The 18,657-nt window shown below is 73.6% G+C and carries 20 protein-coding genes; 14 read left to right on the top strand and 6 right to left on the bottom strand.

The features are described 5' to 3' along the window. Nucleotides 1-80: 80 nt before the first annotated feature. From aroC to HHX37_RS07035, 6 genes are read left to right on the top strand one after another with little or no spacing between them, the layout of a single operon-like run. The gene (aroC, locus tag HHX37_RS07060; RefSeq protein WP_220502644.1) at nt 81-1,259 is read left to right on the top strand and encodes a chorismate synthase; all 1,179 of its coding nucleotides are present in this window, start codon (nt 81-83) and stop codon (nt 1,257-1,259) included. A 14-nt stretch (nt 1,260-1,273) separates the two neighbouring features. Further along, complete coding sequence (locus tag HHX37_RS07055) at nt 1,274-1,786, top strand: shikimate kinase (protein WP_117409525.1); 513 nt, start codon at nt 1,274-1,276, stop codon at nt 1,784-1,786. Continuing rightward, complete coding sequence (aroB, locus tag HHX37_RS07050; protein WP_182884878.1) at nt 1,783-2,859, top strand: 3-dehydroquinate synthase; 1,077 nt, start codon at nt 1,783-1,785, stop codon at nt 2,857-2,859. The genes HHX37_RS07055 and aroB overlap by 4 nt, the downstream gene beginning before the upstream one ends. Beyond that, nucleotides 2,856-3,290, top strand: coding sequence for a type II 3-dehydroquinate dehydratase (gene aroQ / locus HHX37_RS07045; RefSeq protein ID WP_117409488.1), 435 nt, complete (start codon nt 2,856-2,858; stop codon nt 3,288-3,290). Before aroB ends, aroQ begins: the two co-directional genes overlap by 4 nt. A 14-nt stretch (nt 3,291-3,304) precedes the next feature. Next, nucleotides 3,305-4,102, top strand: coding sequence for an SGNH/GDSL hydrolase family protein (locus tag HHX37_RS07040; RefSeq protein ID WP_182884877.1), 798 nt, complete (start codon nt 3,305-3,307; stop codon nt 4,100-4,102). Between the two features lie 2 nt (nt 4,103-4,104). After that, nucleotides 4,105-4,920: a hypothetical protein gene (locus HHX37_RS07035; protein WP_220502643.1), complete on the top strand. Its 816-nt coding sequence runs from the start codon at nt 4,105-4,107 to the stop codon at nt 4,918-4,920. Nucleotides 4,921-5,084: 164 nt separating this feature from the next. Here the strand turns inward: HHX37_RS07035 and HHX37_RS36340 are convergent, their stop codons facing one another. After that, a complete protein-coding gene (locus HHX37_RS36340) occupies nt 5,085-7,211 on the bottom strand; it encodes an ATP-dependent DNA helicase (RefSeq protein WP_182884876.1) in 2,127 nt (708 codons plus the stop codon). 259 nt (nt 7,212-7,470) lie between these two features. Between HHX37_RS36340 and HHX37_RS07025 the strand changes: the two genes are divergently transcribed. Then, entirely contained in the window at nt 7,471-8,763 is a 1,293-nt protein-coding gene (locus HHX37_RS07025) for a hypothetical protein (RefSeq protein WP_182884875.1), read from the top strand. Between the two features lie 58 nt (nt 8,764-8,821). Next, nucleotides 8,822-10,411, top strand: coding sequence for a Na+/H+ antiporter (locus HHX37_RS07020; protein ID WP_182880115.1), 1,590 nt, complete (start codon nt 8,822-8,824; stop codon nt 10,409-10,411). 24 nt (nt 10,412-10,435) lie between these two features. On the opposite strand, the gene HHX37_RS07015 is transcribed toward HHX37_RS07020, so the two are convergent. Further along, nucleotides 10,436-10,696: a UBP-type zinc finger domain-containing protein gene (locus HHX37_RS07015; RefSeq protein ID WP_117409483.1), complete on the bottom strand. Its 261-nt coding sequence runs from the start codon at nt 10,694-10,696 to the stop codon at nt 10,436-10,438. A 106-nt stretch (nt 10,697-10,802) separates the two neighbouring features. On the opposite strand from HHX37_RS07015, the gene HHX37_RS07010 reads away from it, so the two are divergent. The 4 genes from HHX37_RS07010 (at nt 10,803) to HHX37_RS06995 (ending at nt 12,790) form a co-directional block, all read left to right on the top strand. Further along, nucleotides 10,803-11,642 carry a ferritin-like domain-containing protein gene (locus HHX37_RS07010; protein WP_220502642.1) on the top strand — a complete coding sequence of 280 codons (840 nt, stop codon included), beginning with the start codon at nt 10,803-10,805 and terminating at the stop codon, nt 11,640-11,642. Nucleotides 11,643-11,652: 10 nt separating this feature from the next. Then, entirely contained in the window at nt 11,653-12,018 is a 366-nt protein-coding gene (locus tag HHX37_RS07005; RefSeq protein ID WP_117409523.1) for a hypothetical protein, read from the top strand. Between the two features lie 89 nt (nt 12,019-12,107). Next, nucleotides 12,108-12,458: a YidH family protein gene (locus tag HHX37_RS07000; protein WP_117409482.1), complete on the top strand. Its 351-nt coding sequence runs from the start codon at nt 12,108-12,110 to the stop codon at nt 12,456-12,458. Beyond that, a complete protein-coding gene (locus HHX37_RS06995) occupies nt 12,455-12,790 on the top strand; it encodes a DUF202 domain-containing protein (RefSeq protein WP_182877016.1) in 336 nt (111 codons plus the stop codon). Before HHX37_RS07000 ends, HHX37_RS06995 begins: the two co-directional genes overlap by 4 nt. Nucleotides 12,791-12,816: 26 nt before the next feature. On the opposite strand, the gene HHX37_RS06990 is transcribed toward HHX37_RS06995, so the two are convergent. Beyond that, the gene (locus HHX37_RS06990; protein WP_182877017.1) at nt 12,817-13,377 is read right to left on the bottom strand and encodes a lytic transglycosylase domain-containing protein; all 561 of its coding nucleotides are present in this window, start codon (nt 13,375-13,377) and stop codon (nt 12,817-12,819) included. Between the two features lie 360 nt (nt 13,378-13,737). On the opposite strand from HHX37_RS06990, the gene HHX37_RS06985 reads away from it, so the two are divergent. Then, on the top strand, nt 13,738-14,226 hold the full coding sequence (locus HHX37_RS06985; protein WP_182880118.1) for a glutathione peroxidase: 489 nt from the start codon (nt 13,738-13,740) through the stop codon (nt 14,224-14,226). Nucleotides 14,227-14,232: 6 nt separating this feature from the next. On the opposite strand, the gene HHX37_RS06980 is transcribed toward HHX37_RS06985, so the two are convergent. Further along, a complete protein-coding gene (locus tag HHX37_RS06980; protein ID WP_182884874.1) occupies nt 14,233-15,243 on the bottom strand; it encodes a LacI family DNA-binding transcriptional regulator in 1,011 nt (336 codons plus the stop codon). A gap of 123 nt (nt 15,244-15,366) precedes the next feature. Between HHX37_RS06980 and HHX37_RS06975 the strand changes: the two genes are divergently transcribed. Beyond that, nucleotides 15,367-16,587: an ABC transporter ATP-binding protein gene (locus tag HHX37_RS06975; protein WP_182877019.1), complete on the top strand. Its 1,221-nt coding sequence runs from the start codon at nt 15,367-15,369 to the stop codon at nt 16,585-16,587. A gap of 19 nt (nt 16,588-16,606) precedes the next feature. On the opposite strand, the gene HHX37_RS06970 is transcribed toward HHX37_RS06975, so the two are convergent. Both HHX37_RS06970 and HHX37_RS06965 read right to left on the bottom strand, forming a co-directional pair. Next, nucleotides 16,607-17,422, bottom strand: coding sequence for a hypothetical protein (locus HHX37_RS06970; protein WP_182884873.1), 816 nt, complete (start codon nt 17,420-17,422; stop codon nt 16,607-16,609). Further along, nucleotides 17,419-18,588 (bottom strand): glycosyltransferase, encoded by a 1,170-nt coding sequence (locus tag HHX37_RS06965; protein WP_182880121.1) that lies wholly within the window; start codon nt 18,586-18,588, stop codon nt 17,419-17,421. The genes HHX37_RS06970 and HHX37_RS06965 overlap by 4 nt, the downstream gene beginning before the upstream one ends. Nucleotides 18,589-18,657 lie beyond the last annotated feature (69 nt).

The following is an 18,657-nucleotide window of genomic DNA, read 5'->3' as shown; positions in this document are numbered from 1 at the left end:
GGCCTGGCCTGATGTGCGGGGATGCGCACACGGGTGTCGGGGTGACGCCGCAGTCGGGCGCACATGGAAGACTGGGCGTCATGCTGCGCTGGTTGACCGCCGGGGAGTCACACGGCCCCGAGCTTCTCGCGATCCTGGAAGGCCTCCCCGCCGGAGTGTCGGTGACCACCGCCGACCTCGACGAGGCGCTGCGCCGCCGCCGTCTCGGATACGGCCGCGGGGCACGGATGAAGTTCGAGCAGGACGTGGTGACGATCTCCGGAGGCGTACGGCACGGCCGCACGCTCGGATCGCCCGTCGCCATCCGCATCGGCAACACCGAATGGCCGAAGTGGGAGACCGTGATGGCCGCCGACCCGGTGGACCCGGCCGTCCTGGAGGGTCAGGCGCGCAACGCGCCGCGGTCCCGGCCCCGTCCCGGCCACGCCGACCTCGCGGGCATGCAGAAGTACGGCTTCGACGACGCGCGGCCGGTGCTCGACCGGGCCAGCGCGCGTGAGACGGCCGCCCGCGTGGCGCTGGGCCAGGTCGCCCGTTCCTTCCTCAAGCAGGCTCTCGGCGTCGACATCGTCAGCCACGTGGTCTCGATCGGCGAGGCCGTCACGCGCCGCGAAGTGATCCCCGGCCCGGCCGACCTGGAGGCGGTGGACGCCGACCCGGTGCGCTGCCTCGACCCGGACGGGAGCGCCGCGATGATCGCCGAGATCGACAAGGCGCACAAGGACGGCGACACCCTCGGCGGGGTGGTCGAGGTCGTCGCCTACGGCCTGCCGCCGGGCCTCGGCAGCTACACGCACTGGGACCGGCGCCTCGACGCCCGTCTCGCCGCCGCGCTGATGGGCATCCAGGCGATCAAGGGCGTCGCGGTCGGCGACGGCTTCGAGACCGCCCGCCGCCCCGGGTCCCGGGCCCACGACGAGATCGAGAACACCGCCGAGGGCGTCCGCCGGATCACCAACCGGGCCGGCGGCGTCGAGGGCGGCATGACCAACGGCGAGCCGTTGCGGGTCAGCGCGGCGATGAAGCCGATCTCCACGGTGCCCCGGGCGCTCGCCACGGTCGACGTGCTGACCGGCGAGGCGGCCAAGGCCCACCACGAGCGCTCGGACGTGTGCGCCGTCCCGGCCGCCGGGATCGTGGCCGAGGCCATGGTCGCGCTGGTGCTCGCGGACGCGGCGGTCGAGAAGTTCGGCGGCGACTCCGTCGAAGAGGTGGCGCGCAACCTGGCGGGCTACCTGTCCTCCCTGGTGATCAAGTAATAAGGTCAGTGATCATGCAATCGGCGTCCAACGGCCCGGCCGCGGTCCTCATCGGCCCGCCAGGTTCGGGCAAGTCAACGGTCGGTCGGCTCCTCGCGGACCGTCTCGGCCTGCCGTTCCGCGACACCGACGCCGACGTCGAGGCCGCCGCGGGCAAGACCGTCAGCGACGTGTTCGTGGAGGACGGCGAGGAGCGGTTCCGCGAGCTGGAGGCGGAGGCCGTGCGGTCCGCGCTGGCCGATCACCCCGGGGTACTCGCGCTCGGGGGCGGCGCGATCCTGCACGAGGCCACCCAGGAGCTGCTGGCCGGCCACCGGGTCGTCTACCTCCAGGTCGGGCTCGACCAGGCGGTCAGGCGGGTCGGCCTCGCCTCGGCCCGGCCGCTGCTCGTGCTGAACCCCCGCAGCCGCCTGCGGACGCTGATGGAGGAGCGCCGCCCGATCTACGAGCGGCTCGCGGCGGTCGTCGTGAAGACCGACGACCGCGAGCCGGAGGACGTCGTGGCCGAGATCGAGGGGGCGCTGTGACCGCGACCCGCATCACCGTCGGCGGTGAGAGCCCCTACGACGTCGTGGTCGGCGCCGGAGTGCTGCCGGAGCTGCCGGGCCTGCTCGACCCGAAGGTCCGCACGGTCGCCGTCATCCACCCCGCCGGGCTGCCGGAGATCGCCCGGCCCGTTCGCGAGGCGCTGGAGACCGCCGGGCTGGAGGTCCTCTCGCTGCCCGTGCCGGACGGCGAGGAGGCCAAGACGGTGCACGTCGCGGCCGAGCTGTGGTCGGCCTTCGGCCGTTACGGCATCACCCGGTCCGACGCGGTCGTCGGAGTCGGCGGGGGAGCGACCACCGACCTGGCCGGGTTCGCGGCGGCGACGTGGCTGCGCGGGGTGCAGGTCGTCCAGGTGCCGACCACGCTGCTGGCGATGGTCGACGCGGCCGTCGGCGGCAAGACCGGCATCAACACCCCCGAGGGCAAGAACCTGGTCGGGTCCTTCCACCCGCCCAAGGGCGTGCTGTGCGACCTCGCCACGCTGACGAGCGTGCCGCGCGACGACTACGTCGCGGGACTCGCGGAGATCATCAAGGGCGGGTTCATCGCCGATCCGACGATCCTGCTGCTCATAGAGGACGATCCCGCCGGCGCCCGCACCCCCGAGGGCGAGCACACCCGGGAGCTGGTCGAGCGCAAGATCCGGGTGAAGGCCGACGTCGTGGGCGCCGATCTGCGGGAGAGCGGCCTGCGGGAGATCCTCAACTACGGCCACACCCTCGCCCACGCCATCGAGCGGGTCGAGGACTACCACATCAGGCATGGCGAGGCGGTGGCCATCGGGCTCGTCTACGCCGCCGAGCTGTCCCGGCTCGACGGCCGGGTCGGCCGCGACCTCGTGGACCGGACGCGCTCCATCCTGGAGTCGGTCGGGCTGCCCACCACCTACCGGGCCGGGGCCTGGCCGCGCCTGCGCGAGCACATGCGGGTGGACAAGAAGGCCAGGGGAGCCGTGCTGCGGTTCGTCGTGCTCGACGACGTCGCGAGGCCGGCCCGCCTGGAGAACCCCTCCGAGGAGCTCCTGGAGGCGGCGTACCAGGAGGTGGCCCGATGAGGCCGGTGCTCGTCCTGAACGGCCCCAACCTGGGACGCCTCGGCAGCCGGGAGCCCGACGTCTACGGCGCGCAGACCTTCGAGGACCTGTCGGCCCTGTGCCGCGACGCCGGCCGCGAGCTGGGCCTGTCGGTCGAGGTCAGGCAGACCGACGACGAGGCCGAGCTGGTCGGCTGGATCCACGAGGCCGCCGACAGCAAGACCCCGGTGGTGCTCAACCCCGCCGCGTTCACGCACTACTCCTACGCCCTGCGCGACGCGATCGCGCAGCGTACGGCGCCGCTGGTGGAGGTGCACATCTCCAACCCGAACGCGCGGGAGGAGTTCCGCCACACCTCGGTCGTGGCGGCGGTGGCCACCGGGACGATCGCGGGGTTCGGCATGCGGTCGTACGAGCTGGCGCTGCGTGCGATCGCCGAGATGGGCGAGTGACGAAAGAAGGGTCCATGGGGTACCGGTCGTACGTGGCGGTCGGAGACAGTTTCACCGAAGGGCTGGGCGACCCCCTCCCGGACGCGCCGCCTCCGGCGCCGGGGGAGGTGGTCCGCTATCGGGGGTGGGCCGACCGGGTCGCCGAGCGGCTCGCGGTGCTGGAGCCGGAGTTGCGTTACGCCAACCTGGCCGTGCGGGGGAAGCTGATCGACCAGATCGTCGCCGACCAGGTGCCCGTGGCCGTCGAGATGAAGCCCGACCTGATCAGCTTCTGCGCCGGCGGCAACGACCTCATCCGCCCCGGCAGCGATCCGGACCGGATGGCCAAGAAGGTCGCCGCGGCCGTGCGCGACCTGCGGGCCACCGGCGCGGACGTCGTGCTGTTCACCGGCACCGACCCCCGCGACACGCCCATCATGCGGCGTGTGCGCGGCCGGTTCGCGATCTTCTACCTGCACGTCCGCTCGATCGCCGACCTGTACGGCTGCCACCTGGTGGACATGTGGTCGATGCAGGGGCTGCGCGACTGGCGGGCCTGGTGCGGGGACCGGCTGCACATGAACGCCGAAGGCCACCGCCTGGTCGCGGCGAGGGTCCTGCACGTGCTCGGGCTGCCCGGCGAGGACGACTGGCGCAAGACCTGGCCGCCCCGGGAGGCGGTGGACCCGAGGGCCAAGCGCCAGGAGGACGTCCAGTGGCTCAGAGAGCACTTCGGCCCCTGGATCGGCCGCCGGCTCCGCGGCACCTCCTCGGGCGACGGCCTCGCCCCCAAGCGCCCCGATCTCGCCCCACTGCCCCCGTTCACCACCTGACCATGACGTCGAAGCGGCGGCGCGCGGGCTCGCGTGGCGGCGCGTTCCGGCGCGCACGGGTGTGGCTGCTCGCCGCGCTCGTGGCTCTGCCGATCGCGGCGGCCACCGTCGTGGCGGTGGCCTACCCCGCGGTCGCCGCCACCACCTGCCCCCGCTGTTACGGACTGGAACGGCTGGCGGGGGACGTCTACGCGGAACAGGGCCTGCCGCCGTACCGGAAGCGGCAGGTGCTCTCGGCCGTGGAGGAGGCGGAGCGGCGCGTCCGCGACTTCTACGGAGACAGGCGGGCCTCTCCGCGGATCCTCGCCTGCCTCAGCGACCGCTGCTACCGGCGGATCGGCGGTGGCGGGGAGCGGGGCGTCGCCGTGCTGAACCGCGCGGTGATGCTGTCGCCCTCGGGCGTGGACCCGGTCATCGCCTCCCACGAGATGTCGCACGTCGAGCTGCACGCCCGGCTTGACTCGGGAGCAAAGGTGCCGCAGTGGTTCGACGAGGGCCTGGCCGTCCTGGTCTCCGGCGACCCGCGGTATCTCGCCCCCGAGACCGCGCCGGGCGCCGAGCCCGACACCGAGCCCGACACCGCGCCGGGCACCACGCCGGGCACCGCGGCCGACCGCTGCCTCGTGAGCACGGACGCCCCGCTGCCCGCGACGCTGGACGCCTGGTTGCGGGCCGCCGGAGCCGACCGGACCACCTATGCCCGGGCGGCGTGCCGGGTGAGCCGGTGGGTCGCCGCCAACGGCGGGCCGCACGTCGTGCTCGACCTCGTCCGGCGGCTCGACGCGGGCGAGACGTTCGGCGCGATCACGGGGATGTGAGGGAGCGCCCGGCATCGCGGAGAGCGAGCGGCGGGGCTTGAGCCGCCGGTCCCGCTCTCGAACGCCGTCCGCGCGTGCTTCGGGAGCGCTGCACGCGCGGGGGTGCCGGTGCGGGGGCAGAGGTGTTGTGCGGGTGGCGCTGGGTCCCGCTCGGAGGTCAGAGGTCAGAGGTCGGCGGTCAGGCGGCGCAGGGCCTCGCGGACCTTTGCGGGGTCGGTGGTGCGCCAGTAGGGCGGCAGCGAGTTCAGCAGGAACCCGCTGTAGCGGGCCGTGGCCAGCCGGGGATCGAGCACCGCGACGACGCCGCGGTCGTCCATCGAGCGCAGCAGGCGGCCCGCCCCCTGGGCCAGCAGCAGCGCGGCGTGGGTGGCCGCGACCGCCATGAAGCCGTTGCCTCCCTTGGCCGCGACGTGCCGCTGCCGCGCGGAGGCGAGCGGGTCGTCGGGGCGCGGGAACGGGATCCGGTCGATGATCACCAAAGTCAGCGACGGCCCCGGCACGTCGACGCCCTGCCACAGGGAGAGCGTGCCGAACAGGCAGGTGGCGGGGTCTCCGGCGAACTGCTTGACGAGCTGCCCGGTCGCGTCGTCGCCCTGGCAGAGCAGAGGCACGTCCAGCCGTTCGCGCAGCGCCTCCGTCGCGGCCTTGGCGGCCCGCATGGAGGAGAACAGGCCGAGCGTGCGCCCGCCCGCCGCCTCGATCAGCTCGGCGATCTCGTCGACGTACGCCTCCGGCAGGCCGTCGCGGCCGGGCTGGGGGAGATGCGTGGCGACGTAGAGGATGCCGCGGCGCGGGTGGTCGAACGGCGAGCCGACGTCCAGGCCGGTCCACTCGCCCGGCCGCAGGCCCCACTGCCGGGCCAGGCTGTCGAAGGTGCCGCCCAGTGCGAGTGTGGCGCTGGTGAGGACGACGGTCCGGTCGCCGAACAGCTTGTCCCGCAGCATTCCGCCTACCGACAGCGGCGCGACCCGCAGGGTGGGCGGGACGCGGCCGCGGCCCTCCTCCAGCCAGACGACCTCCGCCCGGTGGATCTCCTCGGCCTCCGCGTCGCCGCCCGCGCGGCCCATGGGCCCTCCGGACGCCGCGGCCCCGGTGCCTGAGGACCGGGTGCCTGAGGACCCCGAGTCCGAGGCCCTGGAGTCCGGATCATCGGAGTCGTCGGCACTGAGGCCCGTGCCGGTCCCGCCGGCCGCCGGGCCGAACGCGTCGAGCATCCGCTGCGCGGTGTCGTGGACGTCGTCGAGCACGGTGAAGGCGGCCTTGCGCAGCCCGGCGTTCTCCGGGTCGTCCTTGTCCTTGTTGCGCGGCCCGAGCGCCGTGATGCACGCGAACGCGGCGTCCCGCACCAGAGAGAGCGTCAGCCCGAGCGACTGCGGCAGCGTGTCGACGCGGCCGGGCGGCGCGGCGCCCAGCAGGGCGCGCAGGTCCTCGCCCGCCTCCTGCAGCCGGTCGGCCACCCCCTGCTCGACGAGCCGTCCCGCCCGGCGCACCGCCAGGCTCACCGTGGCCTCGGACAGCTCGCCGGTGACCACGGAGGTGACCCGGTCGGCGAGCTCGTGCGCCTCGTCCACGACGACCACGTCGTGCTCGGGCAGGACGGCGAAGTCCTCCATCGCGTCGATCGCGAGCAGCGCGTGGTTGGTCACCACGACGTCGGCCTCGCCCGCCCGCTCCCGGGCGAGCTCGGCGAAGCAGTCGGCGCCGCTGGGGCAGCGCTGGGCGCCCAGGCACTCCCGGGCGGTCACCGAGAACTGCCGCCAGGCCTGGTCGCTGACCCCCGGCACGATCTCGTCGCGGTCTCCGGTCTCGGTCTCGTCGGCCCAGTCCTGGATCCGCTGCACCATCCGGCCGGTCGCGCTGACCTCGCGCGGGTCGAAGAGCTGGTCGTCCTCGTCCTCGGGCATGCCCGCCGCCGTCTTGTGGCGGCACAGGTAGTTGCGGCGCCCCTTGAGGATCGCGAACTCGGGACGGTGCGGCAGCAGGCCCTCCAGGGCGTCGGCCAGCCGGGGCAGGTCGCGGTCGACGAGCTGGCGCTGCAGCGCGATGGTGGCGGTGGACACCACCACGGCCTTCTTGCTCTCGGCCGCGTGCCTGATCGCGGGCACCAGGTAGGCCAGGGACTTGCCGGTGCCCGTGCCCGCCTGCACGGCCAGGTGCTCCTCGCTCTCGACGGCGTCGCGCACCGCCTGCGCCATCTTGACCTGGCCCGGGCGCTCGACGCCGCCCACCGCGGTCACCGCGGCGGTGAGGAGTTCTTCGACGGGCGGAAGCTCGGGACGGTCCTTTGGCACGGCAGAACGCTACCCCCTGCCACCGACATCTCGTGCGTGCCGCGTTCACCACATCCTGGCGTTCCAGGAACTCCCTCCCGGCCCGCATGGCACACTGGATACCAGTGCTCTCAAGGTCAACGGCGATCTTCCCAGTGAGGTCAAAGAGGACGAAGCGGATGTTGCGCCAGGGTTCCCGGGATCGAGTGGACGAAAAAGGGCTGGTAAAGGCACTATGACTGCCATGTCGGAAGTTGTCCCATTGCCATCGTTTGGCGAGGTGTTCTTCGACGCACGGGGTCAGGACCGCGTGCTCAGGGTCACCTGGCACGACGGCACGCTGGTGCTGAGTCTGTGGCGGGGCGAGATGTGCACGGCCAGTTTCCGTATGCCCATGGACGACGTGGGACGTCTGATCGACACCCTGGACGACGGGTTCGCGGAGGAGGATGTCCCGGACCAGGACGCCGGCACCGGGCCCTTCCCCCGGCAGGCGCCCGACCAGGACGGCTACGCCGGCGCCGGCCGGGAGGCATACCCGGCGCACGCCCAGCGGCAGGAGCAGGAGGCCCAGAGCCGGGACGTCTATCCGGCCCAGGACCCCTACGCGGCCCCGGACCCGTACGCCGCGCAGGCCCAGGACCCCTATCCCGCCCACGACCCGTACGCCGCTCCGGTCAGGGACGCGTACGGCGCGCAGGCCGCGGACGCCTACCCCGCCCAGGACCCCTACCCCGCTCAGGACCCCTACGCCGCGCAGGCGCAGGACGCCTACCCGGCGCAGGCCGCCGACCCCTATGGCACCCGGCCGCAGGACGGCTACGCGGCCCAGGCCCAGGACGGCTACGCCACGCCGCCTGACGGGTACGCCGCCGGTCAGGCCGGAGACGGCTACGCCACGCGCGATCCGTACACGGCCGACGATCCGTACGCCACGCCGCAGCGCCCCTACGGCCAGGCCCAGGACGGCTACGGCGCCGCCCACGACGCGTACGCGCGGGGCGAGAACGGGTACGCCGCGCCGGACGCCCACCGGGGACACGACGCGGGCTACCCCGAGCAGCCGGCCCGCGGCGACTACCGGAGCACTTACCAGAGCACCTACGAGGGTGACTACCAGGGCGACTTCGAGTACCCGGACTTCCCCGGCACGGGGCAGTACGCCCGCCCGCCGGTGCCGCCCCCCGCCCCGGCCCCCGAGGCCCACCCCGCCCCGCCCGCGCTCGGCCCCAACGACGTGCTCGTGGCCCGGGGGACCCCCACGCAGGACCGCCTCGTCGCGTCCTCCGCGACCCAGACCGGGCCCCTGGCGGACCCCCGCCAGCAGCCCCCGGCGGTCGACCCGAACGATCCTCTCGGCATCGGCTCCGTCCGGCCGTACATGAACGAACCGCCGCTCTACCACACGGGCGAGCGGCTGCGGCCGGACCAGTGGCCGGCGGGCCAGGGCCCCGACCCGCAGGCGGAGCACGAGCGCCACGGAAGACGGCGTTCCGGGCGGACCACCGGGGAGAGCCCGGGCCAGTGGCCGGACGACGGTCAGGAGAACTGGGAGGACGCGCGGGGCTGGTAGGCCGATTTACGGGCCGGTGGTCGGCAGGGGTTCCAGCTGTAAGTAACCTCGTCCTCTGATGGACACCTCAACGGCACTGCAGTTCCTGCTTCTTCCCGCCGGCGCCCTCGCCGTCGCCGCCCTGGCCCGATGGCGGGACTGGTCGTCCCCGCTGCTCCTGGTCGTCGCCGGGCTGGCCGCCTCCTACCTGCCCGGCGTCCCCGACTACAGCCTCGACCCGCACATTGTCCTGCTGGTCTTCCTGCCGCCGATGCTCTACTCGGCGGCGCTGGACAGCTCCTATCTGCGGCTGCGCGACGCCGCCCGGCCCGTCGGGCTCCTCGCGGTCGGGCTGGTCCTGATGACCACCGTGGTGGTCGGGTTCGTCACGCACGCGATGGTGCCGCAGCTGCCCCTGGCCGCGGCCTTCGCGCTCGGCGCGATCATCGCGCCGCCCGACGCGGTGTCCGCGGTCGCCATCGGGCGCCGCCTCGGCCTGCCGCGGCGGGCGCTGACCATCCTGGTGGGCGAGAGCCTCTTCAACGACGCCACCGCGCTGACCGTCTACCGGGTCGCGCTGGGCGCCGTCGCCGGCACCGCCGGGGGAGTGCTGGACGTCGGCGGGCAGTTCCTCCTGGCCGCCGGTCTCGGCCTCGTCATCGGCCTCGCCATCGCGCGGATCGCGGGCCTCGTGCTGCGGCGGCTCGACGACGCGCTGATCGCCAACGGCGTCTCGCTGCTCGTGCCGTACGCCGCCTATCTGGCGGCCGAGGCCGTGCACGCCTCCGGCGTGATCGCCGTGGTGATCGTCGGAATCTACCTGGGGCACGAGCTCAGCCGGAGCTCGTACGGCACGCGCCTGCTGTCCGGGGCGGTCTGGCGGGTGGCCGACCTGGTGCTGGAGTCCATCGTGTTCGCGCTGATCGGCCTGCAGCTGCGCCCGATCCTCGCCGGGCTGGACGGCCAGCCGCCCGCGCGGCTCGCGACGTACGCCGTCGTGCTGTTCCTGGTGGTCGTCCTCGTGCGGGCCGCCTGGGTGCCGCCCAGCACCTACCTCCCGCGGATGCTGTCGAAGCGGGTGCGCACCCGGGAGCCGAAGACGCCGTCGTGGCAGAACGTGGTGGTGACGAGCTGGGCGGGGATGCGCGGGGTGGTGTCGCTGGCCGCGGCCTTCGCCCTGCCCGAGGACTTCCCCCAGCGCAACCTGCTGCTGTTCCTGACGTTCGCCGTCGTCGTCGGCACCCTGATCGTGCAGGGTCTTTCGTTCCCCTGGCTGATCAGGAAGCTCGGGGTCTCCACCGCCAGGGAGCGGTACGCCGACGACCTGGCGGAGGCGGGCGCCCAGCAGGCCGCCGCGTCGGCGGCGCTGTCACGGCTGGAGGAGCTCACCTCCGACGGCGTGCGCGACGTCCACGAGGAGGTCGTCGACCAGTTGCGCACCCGCGCCGAGCGCCGGGCCATGCACGCCTGGGAGCGGCTCGGCGGCGGCACCGGCGCGGAGGGCGAGGAGACGCCCGCCGCGCTCTACCGGCGGCTGCGCCGGGAGATGCTCGCCGCCGAGCGCGACGTGTTCGTACGGCTGCGCGACGAGCGCCGCATCGACGACGAGGTGCTCCACCGGGTGATGCAGGAACTCGACTTCGAGGAGGCGACGCTCGAACGCGGCTGAGCGGCCGCCGGGCGGCTCCCGGGCTTACTGGCCGAGGCGCTGGTCCAGGTAGCACCAGCGCCAGTTCTCGCCCGGCTCGTAGGAGCGGACCACCGGGTGGGACGTCTCCTTGTAGTGGGCGGTGGCGTGCTTGCCGGGAGAGGAGTCACAGCAGCCGATGTGGCCGCAGGTCAGGCACTTGCGCAGGTGGACCCAGTGCATACCGAGGTTCAGGCACTCCTGACAGCCTTCCGGCGTGAGCGCGTCGGCCTCGGCGGTCACGAGCAGATGTTCACACGATCCCATGCCGCAGATGCTATGACCCCCACTCGACTGGCCCGGCCGCGTTCTCCTTCAAACCTCTACAAACCCGCCCCCGGAATCTGCATCCCCGGCCCGTAGGTTCCCGGCCATGACGGTCGACATCGGTGACTTCACGAACTGGTTGCGCGACTTCGAGGGCGCCGCGCTGCTCCGCCGTACATGGGGCGACCCCGACTGGACCCGGGGCGCGCGGCTGGACCCCGCCCTGGTGCGCAGCCTCCAGCGGTTCCAGGTGGGCGAGGACGGCGACGGGGCCTTCCTCACGGGCAAGGCCGCCCGGGCCGGGGACCCGGCGTACGCGGCCGCGGTCCGGCTGTTCGTCGCGGAGGAGCGCGAACACGCCCGCCTGCTGGCCCGGCTGATCGGGGCGGCGGGCGCGGCGACCCTCCCGGGCCACTGGACCGACACCGTCTTCGTCCGGCTGCGGCGGCTCCTCGGGCTGCGCATGGAGTTGATGGTCCTCATGCTCGCCGAGGTGGTCGCGCTGGCCTACTACCGGGCCGTGCGCGACGGCGCCGATGATCCGCTGGCCGCCGAGGTCGCCGGCCGGATCCTCGCCGACGAGCTTCGCCACGTGCCGTTCCACCGCGACCGGCTGCGGTGGTCCTTCCGGAGGTCGTCCCGGCTGACGCGGGCTGCGGCCGCGGCCCTGTGGTGGGCCCTGCTGGCCGGCGTGGTCGCCGTGGTCGTGGCCGACCACGGCGGGGCGCTGCGCGGGGTGGGGGTGCCGGGGACCGTCTTCGTCCGGGAGGTGGCGGCGGGCTTCCGCGCCGTCGTCGCCGGCGTCATGTGGCCGTCCGCGCAGAACGGCGCCGCAGACGGCGGCGTCGAACACCGAAGCGGCGCCGGGCACGGCGGCACTGGACGGGCGGAGGGTGCGGGAACCGCCGCCGTGCGAAGCCGCGGCGATCGGGGGACGGTTGGGTAGGGTGATCGGTATGCGACTCCTCCCCCTCGCCGCCGCCTGCGCCGCCGCCGTCCTGCTCGCCTCGGGCTGCGCAACCGCGGACAAGGCCCAGTCGTGCGCCGAAGCGACGAAGGTGATCAGCCGCACGGTCAGCGAGATCGGCAAGGTCGCCGACGATCCCGCCGCGATGCGCAAGAAGATCGAGGACGGCGCCGCCGACCTGGAGGACATGGCGAACAAGGCCGCCGACACCAGCCTCAGGGACGCCCTGCAGGGACTGGCCGACAGCCTCCAGAAGCTGAACGTCGACGACGCCAACGCTGCGGTGGACGCGGCGCAGAGGGTGGCGACCGACGGCGCGAAGTACCTCCGCGAGGTCAGCGAGGCCTGCATCTGACCCGGCCGCCGGAGGGCCTGGCCAAGACACCCGGAATTAGCCACAACCCGGGAAATCTGCCGGAAAAGGGCCAGAATTAGCGTTCTCCTATGAGAGGGAACGAGAACGAGCCAGACCCCCGCTTCGTGCTCGCCAACGAGCGCACGTTCCTCACCTGGATCAGCACCGCTCTCGCACTGAGCGCGGGCGGCATCGCCATGGCGGTCGTGCCCGAAGGCGTCTTCGTCCCGTGGGTGCGCACGCTGCTCGCCGTCGTGCTCGTGCTGCTGTCCGCCCTGGCGGCGGGCTCGGCCTATCCCCGCTGGCGGCACATCGACCGCGCGCTGCGTGAGGACCGCGCGCTCCCGCCGCCCGCCCTGGCGCCCATGTTCGGGTACGGCGTGGCCGGGGTGGCCCTCCTCGCCCTGCTCCTCATCCTCGTGCCGAGGGTGCTCGCGTGACCACGTCCGGGGGCGGCGGCCCGAGGCCGGGCCTGCACGGCGAGCGGACCCGGCTGGCCTGGGTGCGGACGGCGGTCCTGATGTCGGGCTCCGGCATCGGGGCGGCGGGAGCGGCGGTGCGGGACGACCTGCCCGGCCTCGCCGTCCCCTTCGGGGTGGTGGCGCTCGCCGGCGCCGTCCTGCTCCTGCGCACCGGGCTGCGGCACCGCGCCCTGGAACGGGCGCTGCGGCACGGGCGCCCGCTCCGCTCCGGGCTGGACGCCCGCGTCGCCTGGGCCGGGGCGCTCGCCGCCGCGGCCGGAGCACTGGTCCTGGTGCTCCGCCTCGCCTGACGAGACCCCGGCCCGCGCGCCGGTGTTCAGTACCAGTTGTGGGACCGGAAGTGGCCCCACGCGCCGCACGGCGAGCCGTAACGGCCCTTGATGTACCGCAGTCCCCACCTGATCTGGGTCTGCGGGTTGAACCGCCAGTCCTGGGCGACGTAGCCCATCTTGTCGCCGGGCAGCGCCTGCGGGATGCCGTAGGCGCCGGAGCCGGAGTTGTAGGCCCGGTGGTCCCAGTTGCTCTCCCTGGTCCAGAGACTGTCCAGGCACTGGAACTCCTGGCCCGACCACGTGCGGCGGGTGACGAGCCGGAAGGCGTAGGCCTTGCTGAGCGCCTTCGCCGGCGCCCGGAACCTGGGCGCCTCGGGCGCCGCCCGCATCGTCCACACCCCGAGGTGCGTGACCTGACGGGCGTTCTGCCCGGCCGGCACTGCCGCCGACCCACCGGCCGACTCATTGGCCGACTCAGTGGTGGCCGACTCTCCGGCCCATGCGACGCCGCTCACGCCCCCGGTCAGGCTGCCGGTCACGCCACCGGTCAGGGCGGCCGCGACGACGGCGGCGACTGTGCTGCGTAGAACGCTGTTGCTGTCCAAATCGGTCCTTGTCATCGGGTCGCGTGCGGAAGGGGCGCGCGCCGGCGCCCTTCGCGGCCGTACGCCCGTGGCGCGGGCGTCGCCGTCCGCTCGGCCCGCACCGGATCACGAAGAGCTTCCGGGGGGCACCGCGACGGGTCCTCACGCGGATTGAAATACGGCGGCCCGCCCCGGCGGCGGCATTCGCGACACGCCGCGGACGGTTCTTTGCCGATCCGCCGCCCAACGCCGACCGTCCCCAGGGACGCAGGTTAACCAGGGGCACCGGTCGGCCAGGGGCGCGGGACGACCGGGACGACACGGCGCGCATCAGGGGGCCCTGCGAGGCGCGGCGGGGAAGACGGGACGTATGGTGCGGACATGAGCGTTCTCGAGATCCCCGTGAACACGATCGACGGCACGGCCACGACCATCGGCGGCCTGCTCGGCGGGCGGGCCGCGCTGGTGGTCAACGTCGCCTCCAAGTGCGGCCTCACCCCGCAGTACGGCGGCCTGGTCGCCCTCCAGCGGGCCTACGCCGGCCGCGACTTCACCGTCGTCGGCGTGCCCTGCAACCAGTTCATGGGCCAGGAGCCCGGCTCGGCGGAGGAGATCGTGGAGTTCTGCTCCACGACGTACGGCGTGGACTTCCCGCTGCTGGAGAAGACCGAGGTCAACGGCCCGGGACGGCACCCCCTCTTCGCCGAGCTCACCGCCGTCCCCGACGCCTCGGGGTCGGCGGGCGACGTGGAGTGGAACTTCGAGAAGTTCCTCGTCTCCGCCGACGGCGAGGTGGTCGCCCGGTTCCGCCCCCGTGTCGCGCCCGAGTCGCCGGAGATCGCCGAAGCGATCGAGAAGGTCGTCTCCTGACGGACGTCAGGAGGACCGGCGCGGCGCGACCCGGGGCCCGCAGCTCGCCCGTACGACGAGCCGTGTGGGCAGCGTGACCGCCGGAGGCCGGCGGCCCCCCTGCCGCAGCACCAGTTCGGCGGCGCGGTACCCGATGTCCTGGGCGGGCTGGGCGATCACCGTCAGCGGCGGGGAGCACAGCTCCGCCCAGGGCACGTCGTCGAACATGATGAGCGACACGTCCCGGGGGATCCGCACGTCCAGCTCCCGGGCGGCCAGCACGGCCGCCTCGCCGAGCACGTTGCCGCCCGCGAGGACCGCCGTGACGTCCGAGTGGTGCTGCAGCAGCCCGGCGGCGGCCGCGTAGGCGGAGTCGCGGCTCGCCCGCGCGTGCACGACCAGGTCGCGGTCGACCGGCAGCCCCAGCGACGCCGCCGCGCTCAGGAACGCGGTCACCCGCTGCGACTGCCCGTGCCGGGCGAGGAACGCGATCCTGCGGTGGCCGAGTCCGGCGAGGTACTCCACCGCCGTGAGCACGCCCGCCCGGTCGTCGGGCACCACGCTCGGCACGTCGGTCCGCACCCGCCGGTCGGCGAACACGACGTTGAGCCCCGCCCGCAACGCGGGCGCCCACATGTCGCCGTCCCCCGACGGCACCGCGATGAGCCGGTCCATGCTCTGCTCGATCAGCGCGCCGATCAGCTCGGCCTCCCGCTCGGGGTCGTCGCCGGTGACGCCGATCGTCACGGGCTCGCCGTACGAGCGGGCGCACGACAGCACGCCGTCGGCCAGGCGCGCGTAGAAGCTGTCGGTGATGTCGGGGACCAGCAGCCCGACGCCGCCGGTCCGCTGGCGCCGGAGGTTGCGCCCCAGCGCGCTCGGCCGGTAGTCGAGCCTGGCCGCGGCGGCGAACACCTTCTCCCGGGTCTCGGGGCTCGCCGAACCCCCTGACAGGACGCGTGACACGGTGGCCACCCCGACCCCCGCCGCCTCCGCCACTTCCTTGATCGTTATTCGCCGCTGCGCTGGACCATTCATGGAAACGATTCCACCATGATTCCATCCGGCATGTGACCGAAATCTTGACAATAGGCGGCATTTCACGGGACAGTCATGAAAACGTATCCACTTGCTCTTGACTCGCAAGCGCGAAGGACTGGCATGGCTTCTATCGTTCTGAACAGTGTCGACAAGATCTACGCGGGCGGGGTGAAGGCCGTCAACGGCCTCAACCTGGAGATCAAGGACGGCGAGTTCATGGTGCTGGTCGGCCCGTCGGGATGTGGCAAGTCCACCGCCCTGCGGATGATCGCCGGCCTGGAGGACATCAGCGGCGGCGAGATCGTCATCGGCGACCGCGTGGTGAACCACCTTCCGCCGAAGGACCGCGACATCGCGATGGTCTTCCAGAACTACGCGCTGTACCCCCACATGACGGTCGAGGAGAACCTCGCCTTCGGCCTCAAGCTGCGCAAGATGCCCAAGTCGGAGATCCAGAAGCGGGTCAACGACGCCGCCCGCATGCTCGGCCTGGAGCAGTACCTCAAGCGCAAGCCCGCCGCCCTGTCCGGTGGTCAGCGCCAGCGCGTCGCGATGGGCCGCGCCATCGTCCGCGAGCCCCAGGCCTTCCTGATGGACGAGCCGCTGTCCAACCTCGACGCCAAGCTCCGCGTCTCGATGCGCGCCTCGCTCAACCAGATGCACGAGCGCCTCGGCGTCACCACGGTGTACGTCACCCACGACCAGGTCGAGGCCATGACCCTCGGCGACCGCGTCTGCGTCCTGCGCGACGGCATTCTGCAGCAGGTCGACACCCCGCAGAACCTGTTCGACGACCCGGTCAACCTGTTCGTCGCCGGCTTCATGGGCTCCCCGGCCATGAACTTCGCCTACGCCGAGCTGGTCCGCGACAACGGCGGCGCGACCGTCGCCTTCGCCGGCTACCGCCTGCCCGTCCCCGACTCGACCTTCGCCGAGAAGCCGGGCCTCGACCGCTACATCGGCCGCAAGATCATCCTCGGCATCCGGCCCTCGGACTTCGAGGACTCCGGCTCCGCGAGCGGCAACGGCGCCGGCTGGGCGCACGTCCCGGTCAAGGCGACCGTCACCGAGGAGCTCGGCTCGGAGATCAACGTCCTGTTCACGATCGACGCCCCGCCGGTCGAGCACAAGGACACCGTGGCCGCCGCGAACGACGGCGACGACGAGGAGACGTCGCTGCCGCTCACCGGCGACAAGTCGCTGTGGACCGCCCGCGTCAACGCCCGCAGCCACGTCCGCCCCGGTCAGGACATCGAGCTCGTCGTCGACACCCACAACCTGCACTTCTTCGACGTCGACTCGGGCCTGTCCATCGGCCACGAGGCCAACATCGGCCGCTGAGCCCCCAGGCGCCGGCCTCTCAGGCCCGGCGCACGCCCTGACGCACGTCCCGGCGCGCGTCCCGGAGCACACCTCCGGGCGCGCCCCGCCGTCCGCCCCCGGCCCACCGCCGGGGGCGGACGCCGTAGAGCCCGGCTCCCAGCGCGACCGCCAGCGCGGGAACCAGCATCCCGGCCGTCATCGCGGCCGGGCCGCGTCCCGCGGCGAGCGCGACCGCCAGGCAGGTCAGGCCGAACCCGGCGAACAGCGCGGCGGACGGCCCGAGACGCACCCTCCCTCGCCCCCTGCCGCGCCTCCTGCCGTACGGGAGGAACCCCAGGCAGGCGCCGGACAGGACCGCCGCGGGCACCGCGAGGGCCGGGTCGGCGAGCAGGAGCGCCGCGGCGGCGAGACCCGCCCCGGTGACGGCGGCGACCCCGGCGAGCGCGCCGCCGAGCCGGTCGAGCAGCGCGTGGGCGTTGGTCATCGCGACGATCCACATCACGCTGAGCGGACCGTCGGGCCAGTCGCCCGTCAGCGTGACCTGCACCCCGCACAGCACGACGCCGCCCGCCGCCACCGACTCCACGACCAGGCGGGTGGCGAGGGGCAGTGCGCCCACGTCCGCGATCAGGCCGAGCAGCGCCACCGCCGCGGCGGCCAGCAGGACCGCGCTCACCCGCCGGTCCGGCGGGCCGAGGGCCGCCGCCGTGGCGGCCACCGTGGCGCCCGCCGTAACCGCCGCGAGCGTCATCCCGCCCAGGCAGAGGATCGTACGGCGGACCGGGCGCAGGCCCGCGGCGGCGAGCAGGCAGCCGGCGGCCCCGGCGAGCGCGGAGGTCAGAAGGGGCGTCACCGGCTGCCCACCTCCGACCGCGCCGCGCCGCGCAGCGTGCGGTAGAGCGCCTCGGTGTCGGCCACCAGCCGGTCCACGCCGAACGCCCGGCAGGTCCACGCGCGGGCCGACTCGCCCATCCGCCGGGTCAGGCCCGGATCCACCAGCAGCCGCACGAGGTGGTCGGCCATCTCGTCCGCGTCGGGCTCGGTGAGGAACCCCGTGCGGCGGTCCACGACGATCTCGGGCACGCTGCCCACCCGCGTGGCCACCGCGGGCAGCCCCGCCATGCCGGCCTCCACGAGCGAGAGCGGCGTGCCCTCGCTGTCGGAGGTGAGCAGCATCACGTCCGCCGCCGCGTACACCGTCTCGACGTCGCGCCGCCACCCGAGCAGGCGGAAGGAGTCCCACATCGGCATGACGGCCCGCTCCAGCTCCTCCTTGAGCTCGCCGCCGCCGCACACGAGGAACCGCGCGCCGGGCAGCCGCGCCAGGACCGCCCGGGCGACCTCCGCGAGCCGGTCCGGCCGCTTGGCCTTCTTCAGCCGCCCGACGTACGCGACGACCGGCGCGTCGAGCGGGACCCCCAGCGCGGCCCTCGCCCGCGCGCGGTCGGGAAGCGGGCCGAGACGGGTGCCCGGGGGGATGACCACGTACTGCTCGGGCCGGCCGATCCCGGCGGCGAGGAGGTCGTCGCGCACCCGCGCGCCGACCGTGACGATCCGGTCGGTCATGGACGCGAGGCGGCGCTCGGTGCGGGTGTAGACGGCCCGGCGGAGGCGCGAGAGCTGACCGTCCAGGAGATGACCGTGATAGGTGTGCACGCGCGCCGCGCCGGCGCCCGACAGGCGGGCCGCGAGGCGGCCCAGCGCGCCGGCCTTGGTGGTCCGTGTGTGCACGATGTGCGGCCGGAACTCGCGCATCGCGTTCGCCAGCCCGAACAGGGCGCGGTAGTCGTCGGCCGGTTTGATCGCCCGGCCGAGGCCCGGCACCCGGTGGACCGGGATCGTCGCGTCGCGAAGCTGCAGATGGTCGCCCTCGCCGCCGTCCACGTAGCCGGTGTAGAGCCGGTGGTCGAACTCCACCGGGCTGAGCCGCTCGCACAACCCCGTGACCTGGGTGGCGGGACCGCTCACGTTCATCCGGGCGATTATCTCCATGACACGAATCCGGTCGTCCGGTTTCATGCTGGCTCCTCCCTGATCATGTCGGAGAAGCTAGCCCGCCCGTCCCGTCGCGACCGGACGCCCAGACGC

The organism is Microbispora sp. H10885, from assembly GCF_014161415.1.
In the GTDB taxonomy this organism is placed as follows: Bacteria; Actinomycetota; Actinomycetes; order Streptosporangiales; family Streptosporangiaceae; genus Microbispora; species Microbispora triticiradicis.
The sequence above is the reverse complement of the archived record's forward strand: the minus strand, read 5'-3'. Positions and strand labels throughout refer to the sequence as shown.

Excerpts from the sequence above, each read along its gene's own strand:
- HHX37_RS07040 (WP_182884877.1), top strand. The coding sequence starts at position 3,305 with ATGGGGTACCGGTCGTACGTGGCGGTCGGAGACAGTTTCACCGAAGGG.
- aroQ (WP_117409488.1), top strand. The coding sequence starts at position 2,856 with ATGAGGCCGGTGCTCGTCCTGAACGGCCCCAACCTGGGACGCCTCGGC.
- HHX37_RS07015 (WP_117409483.1), bottom strand. The coding sequence starts at position 10,696 with ATGGGATCGTGTGAACATCTGCTCGTGACCGCCGAGGCCGACGCGCTC.
- HHX37_RS07055 (WP_117409525.1), top strand. The coding sequence starts at position 1,274 with ATGCAATCGGCGTCCAACGGCCCGGCCGCGGTCCTCATCGGCCCGCCA.
- HHX37_RS06980 (WP_182884874.1), bottom strand. The coding sequence starts at position 15,243 with ATGAATGGTCCAGCGCAGCGGCGAATAACGATCAAGGAAGTGGCGGAG.
- HHX37_RS07035 (WP_220502643.1), top strand. The coding sequence starts at position 4,105 with ATGACGTCGAAGCGGCGGCGCGCGGGCTCGCGTGGCGGCGCGTTCCGG.
- HHX37_RS06985 (WP_182880118.1), top strand. The coding sequence starts at position 13,738 with ATGAGCGTTCTCGAGATCCCCGTGAACACGATCGACGGCACGGCCACG.
- HHX37_RS07005 (WP_117409523.1), top strand. The coding sequence starts at position 11,653 with ATGCGACTCCTCCCCCTCGCCGCCGCCTGCGCCGCCGCCGTCCTGCTC.
- HHX37_RS06965 (WP_182880121.1), bottom strand. The coding sequence starts at position 18,588 with ATGAAACCGGACGACCGGATTCGTGTCATGGAGATAATCGCCCGGATG.
- aroC (WP_220502644.1), top strand. The coding sequence starts at position 81 with ATGCTGCGCTGGTTGACCGCCGGGGAGTCACACGGCCCCGAGCTTCTC.
- HHX37_RS07000 (WP_117409482.1), top strand. The coding sequence starts at position 12,108 with ATGAGAGGGAACGAGAACGAGCCAGACCCCCGCTTCGTGCTCGCCAAC.
- HHX37_RS07020 (WP_182880115.1), top strand. The coding sequence starts at position 8,822 with ATGGACACCTCAACGGCACTGCAGTTCCTGCTTCTTCCCGCCGGCGCC.
- HHX37_RS06975 (WP_182877019.1), top strand. The coding sequence starts at position 15,367 with ATGGCTTCTATCGTTCTGAACAGTGTCGACAAGATCTACGCGGGCGGG.
- HHX37_RS07010 (WP_220502642.1), top strand. The coding sequence starts at position 10,803 with ATGACGGTCGACATCGGTGACTTCACGAACTGGTTGCGCGACTTCGAG.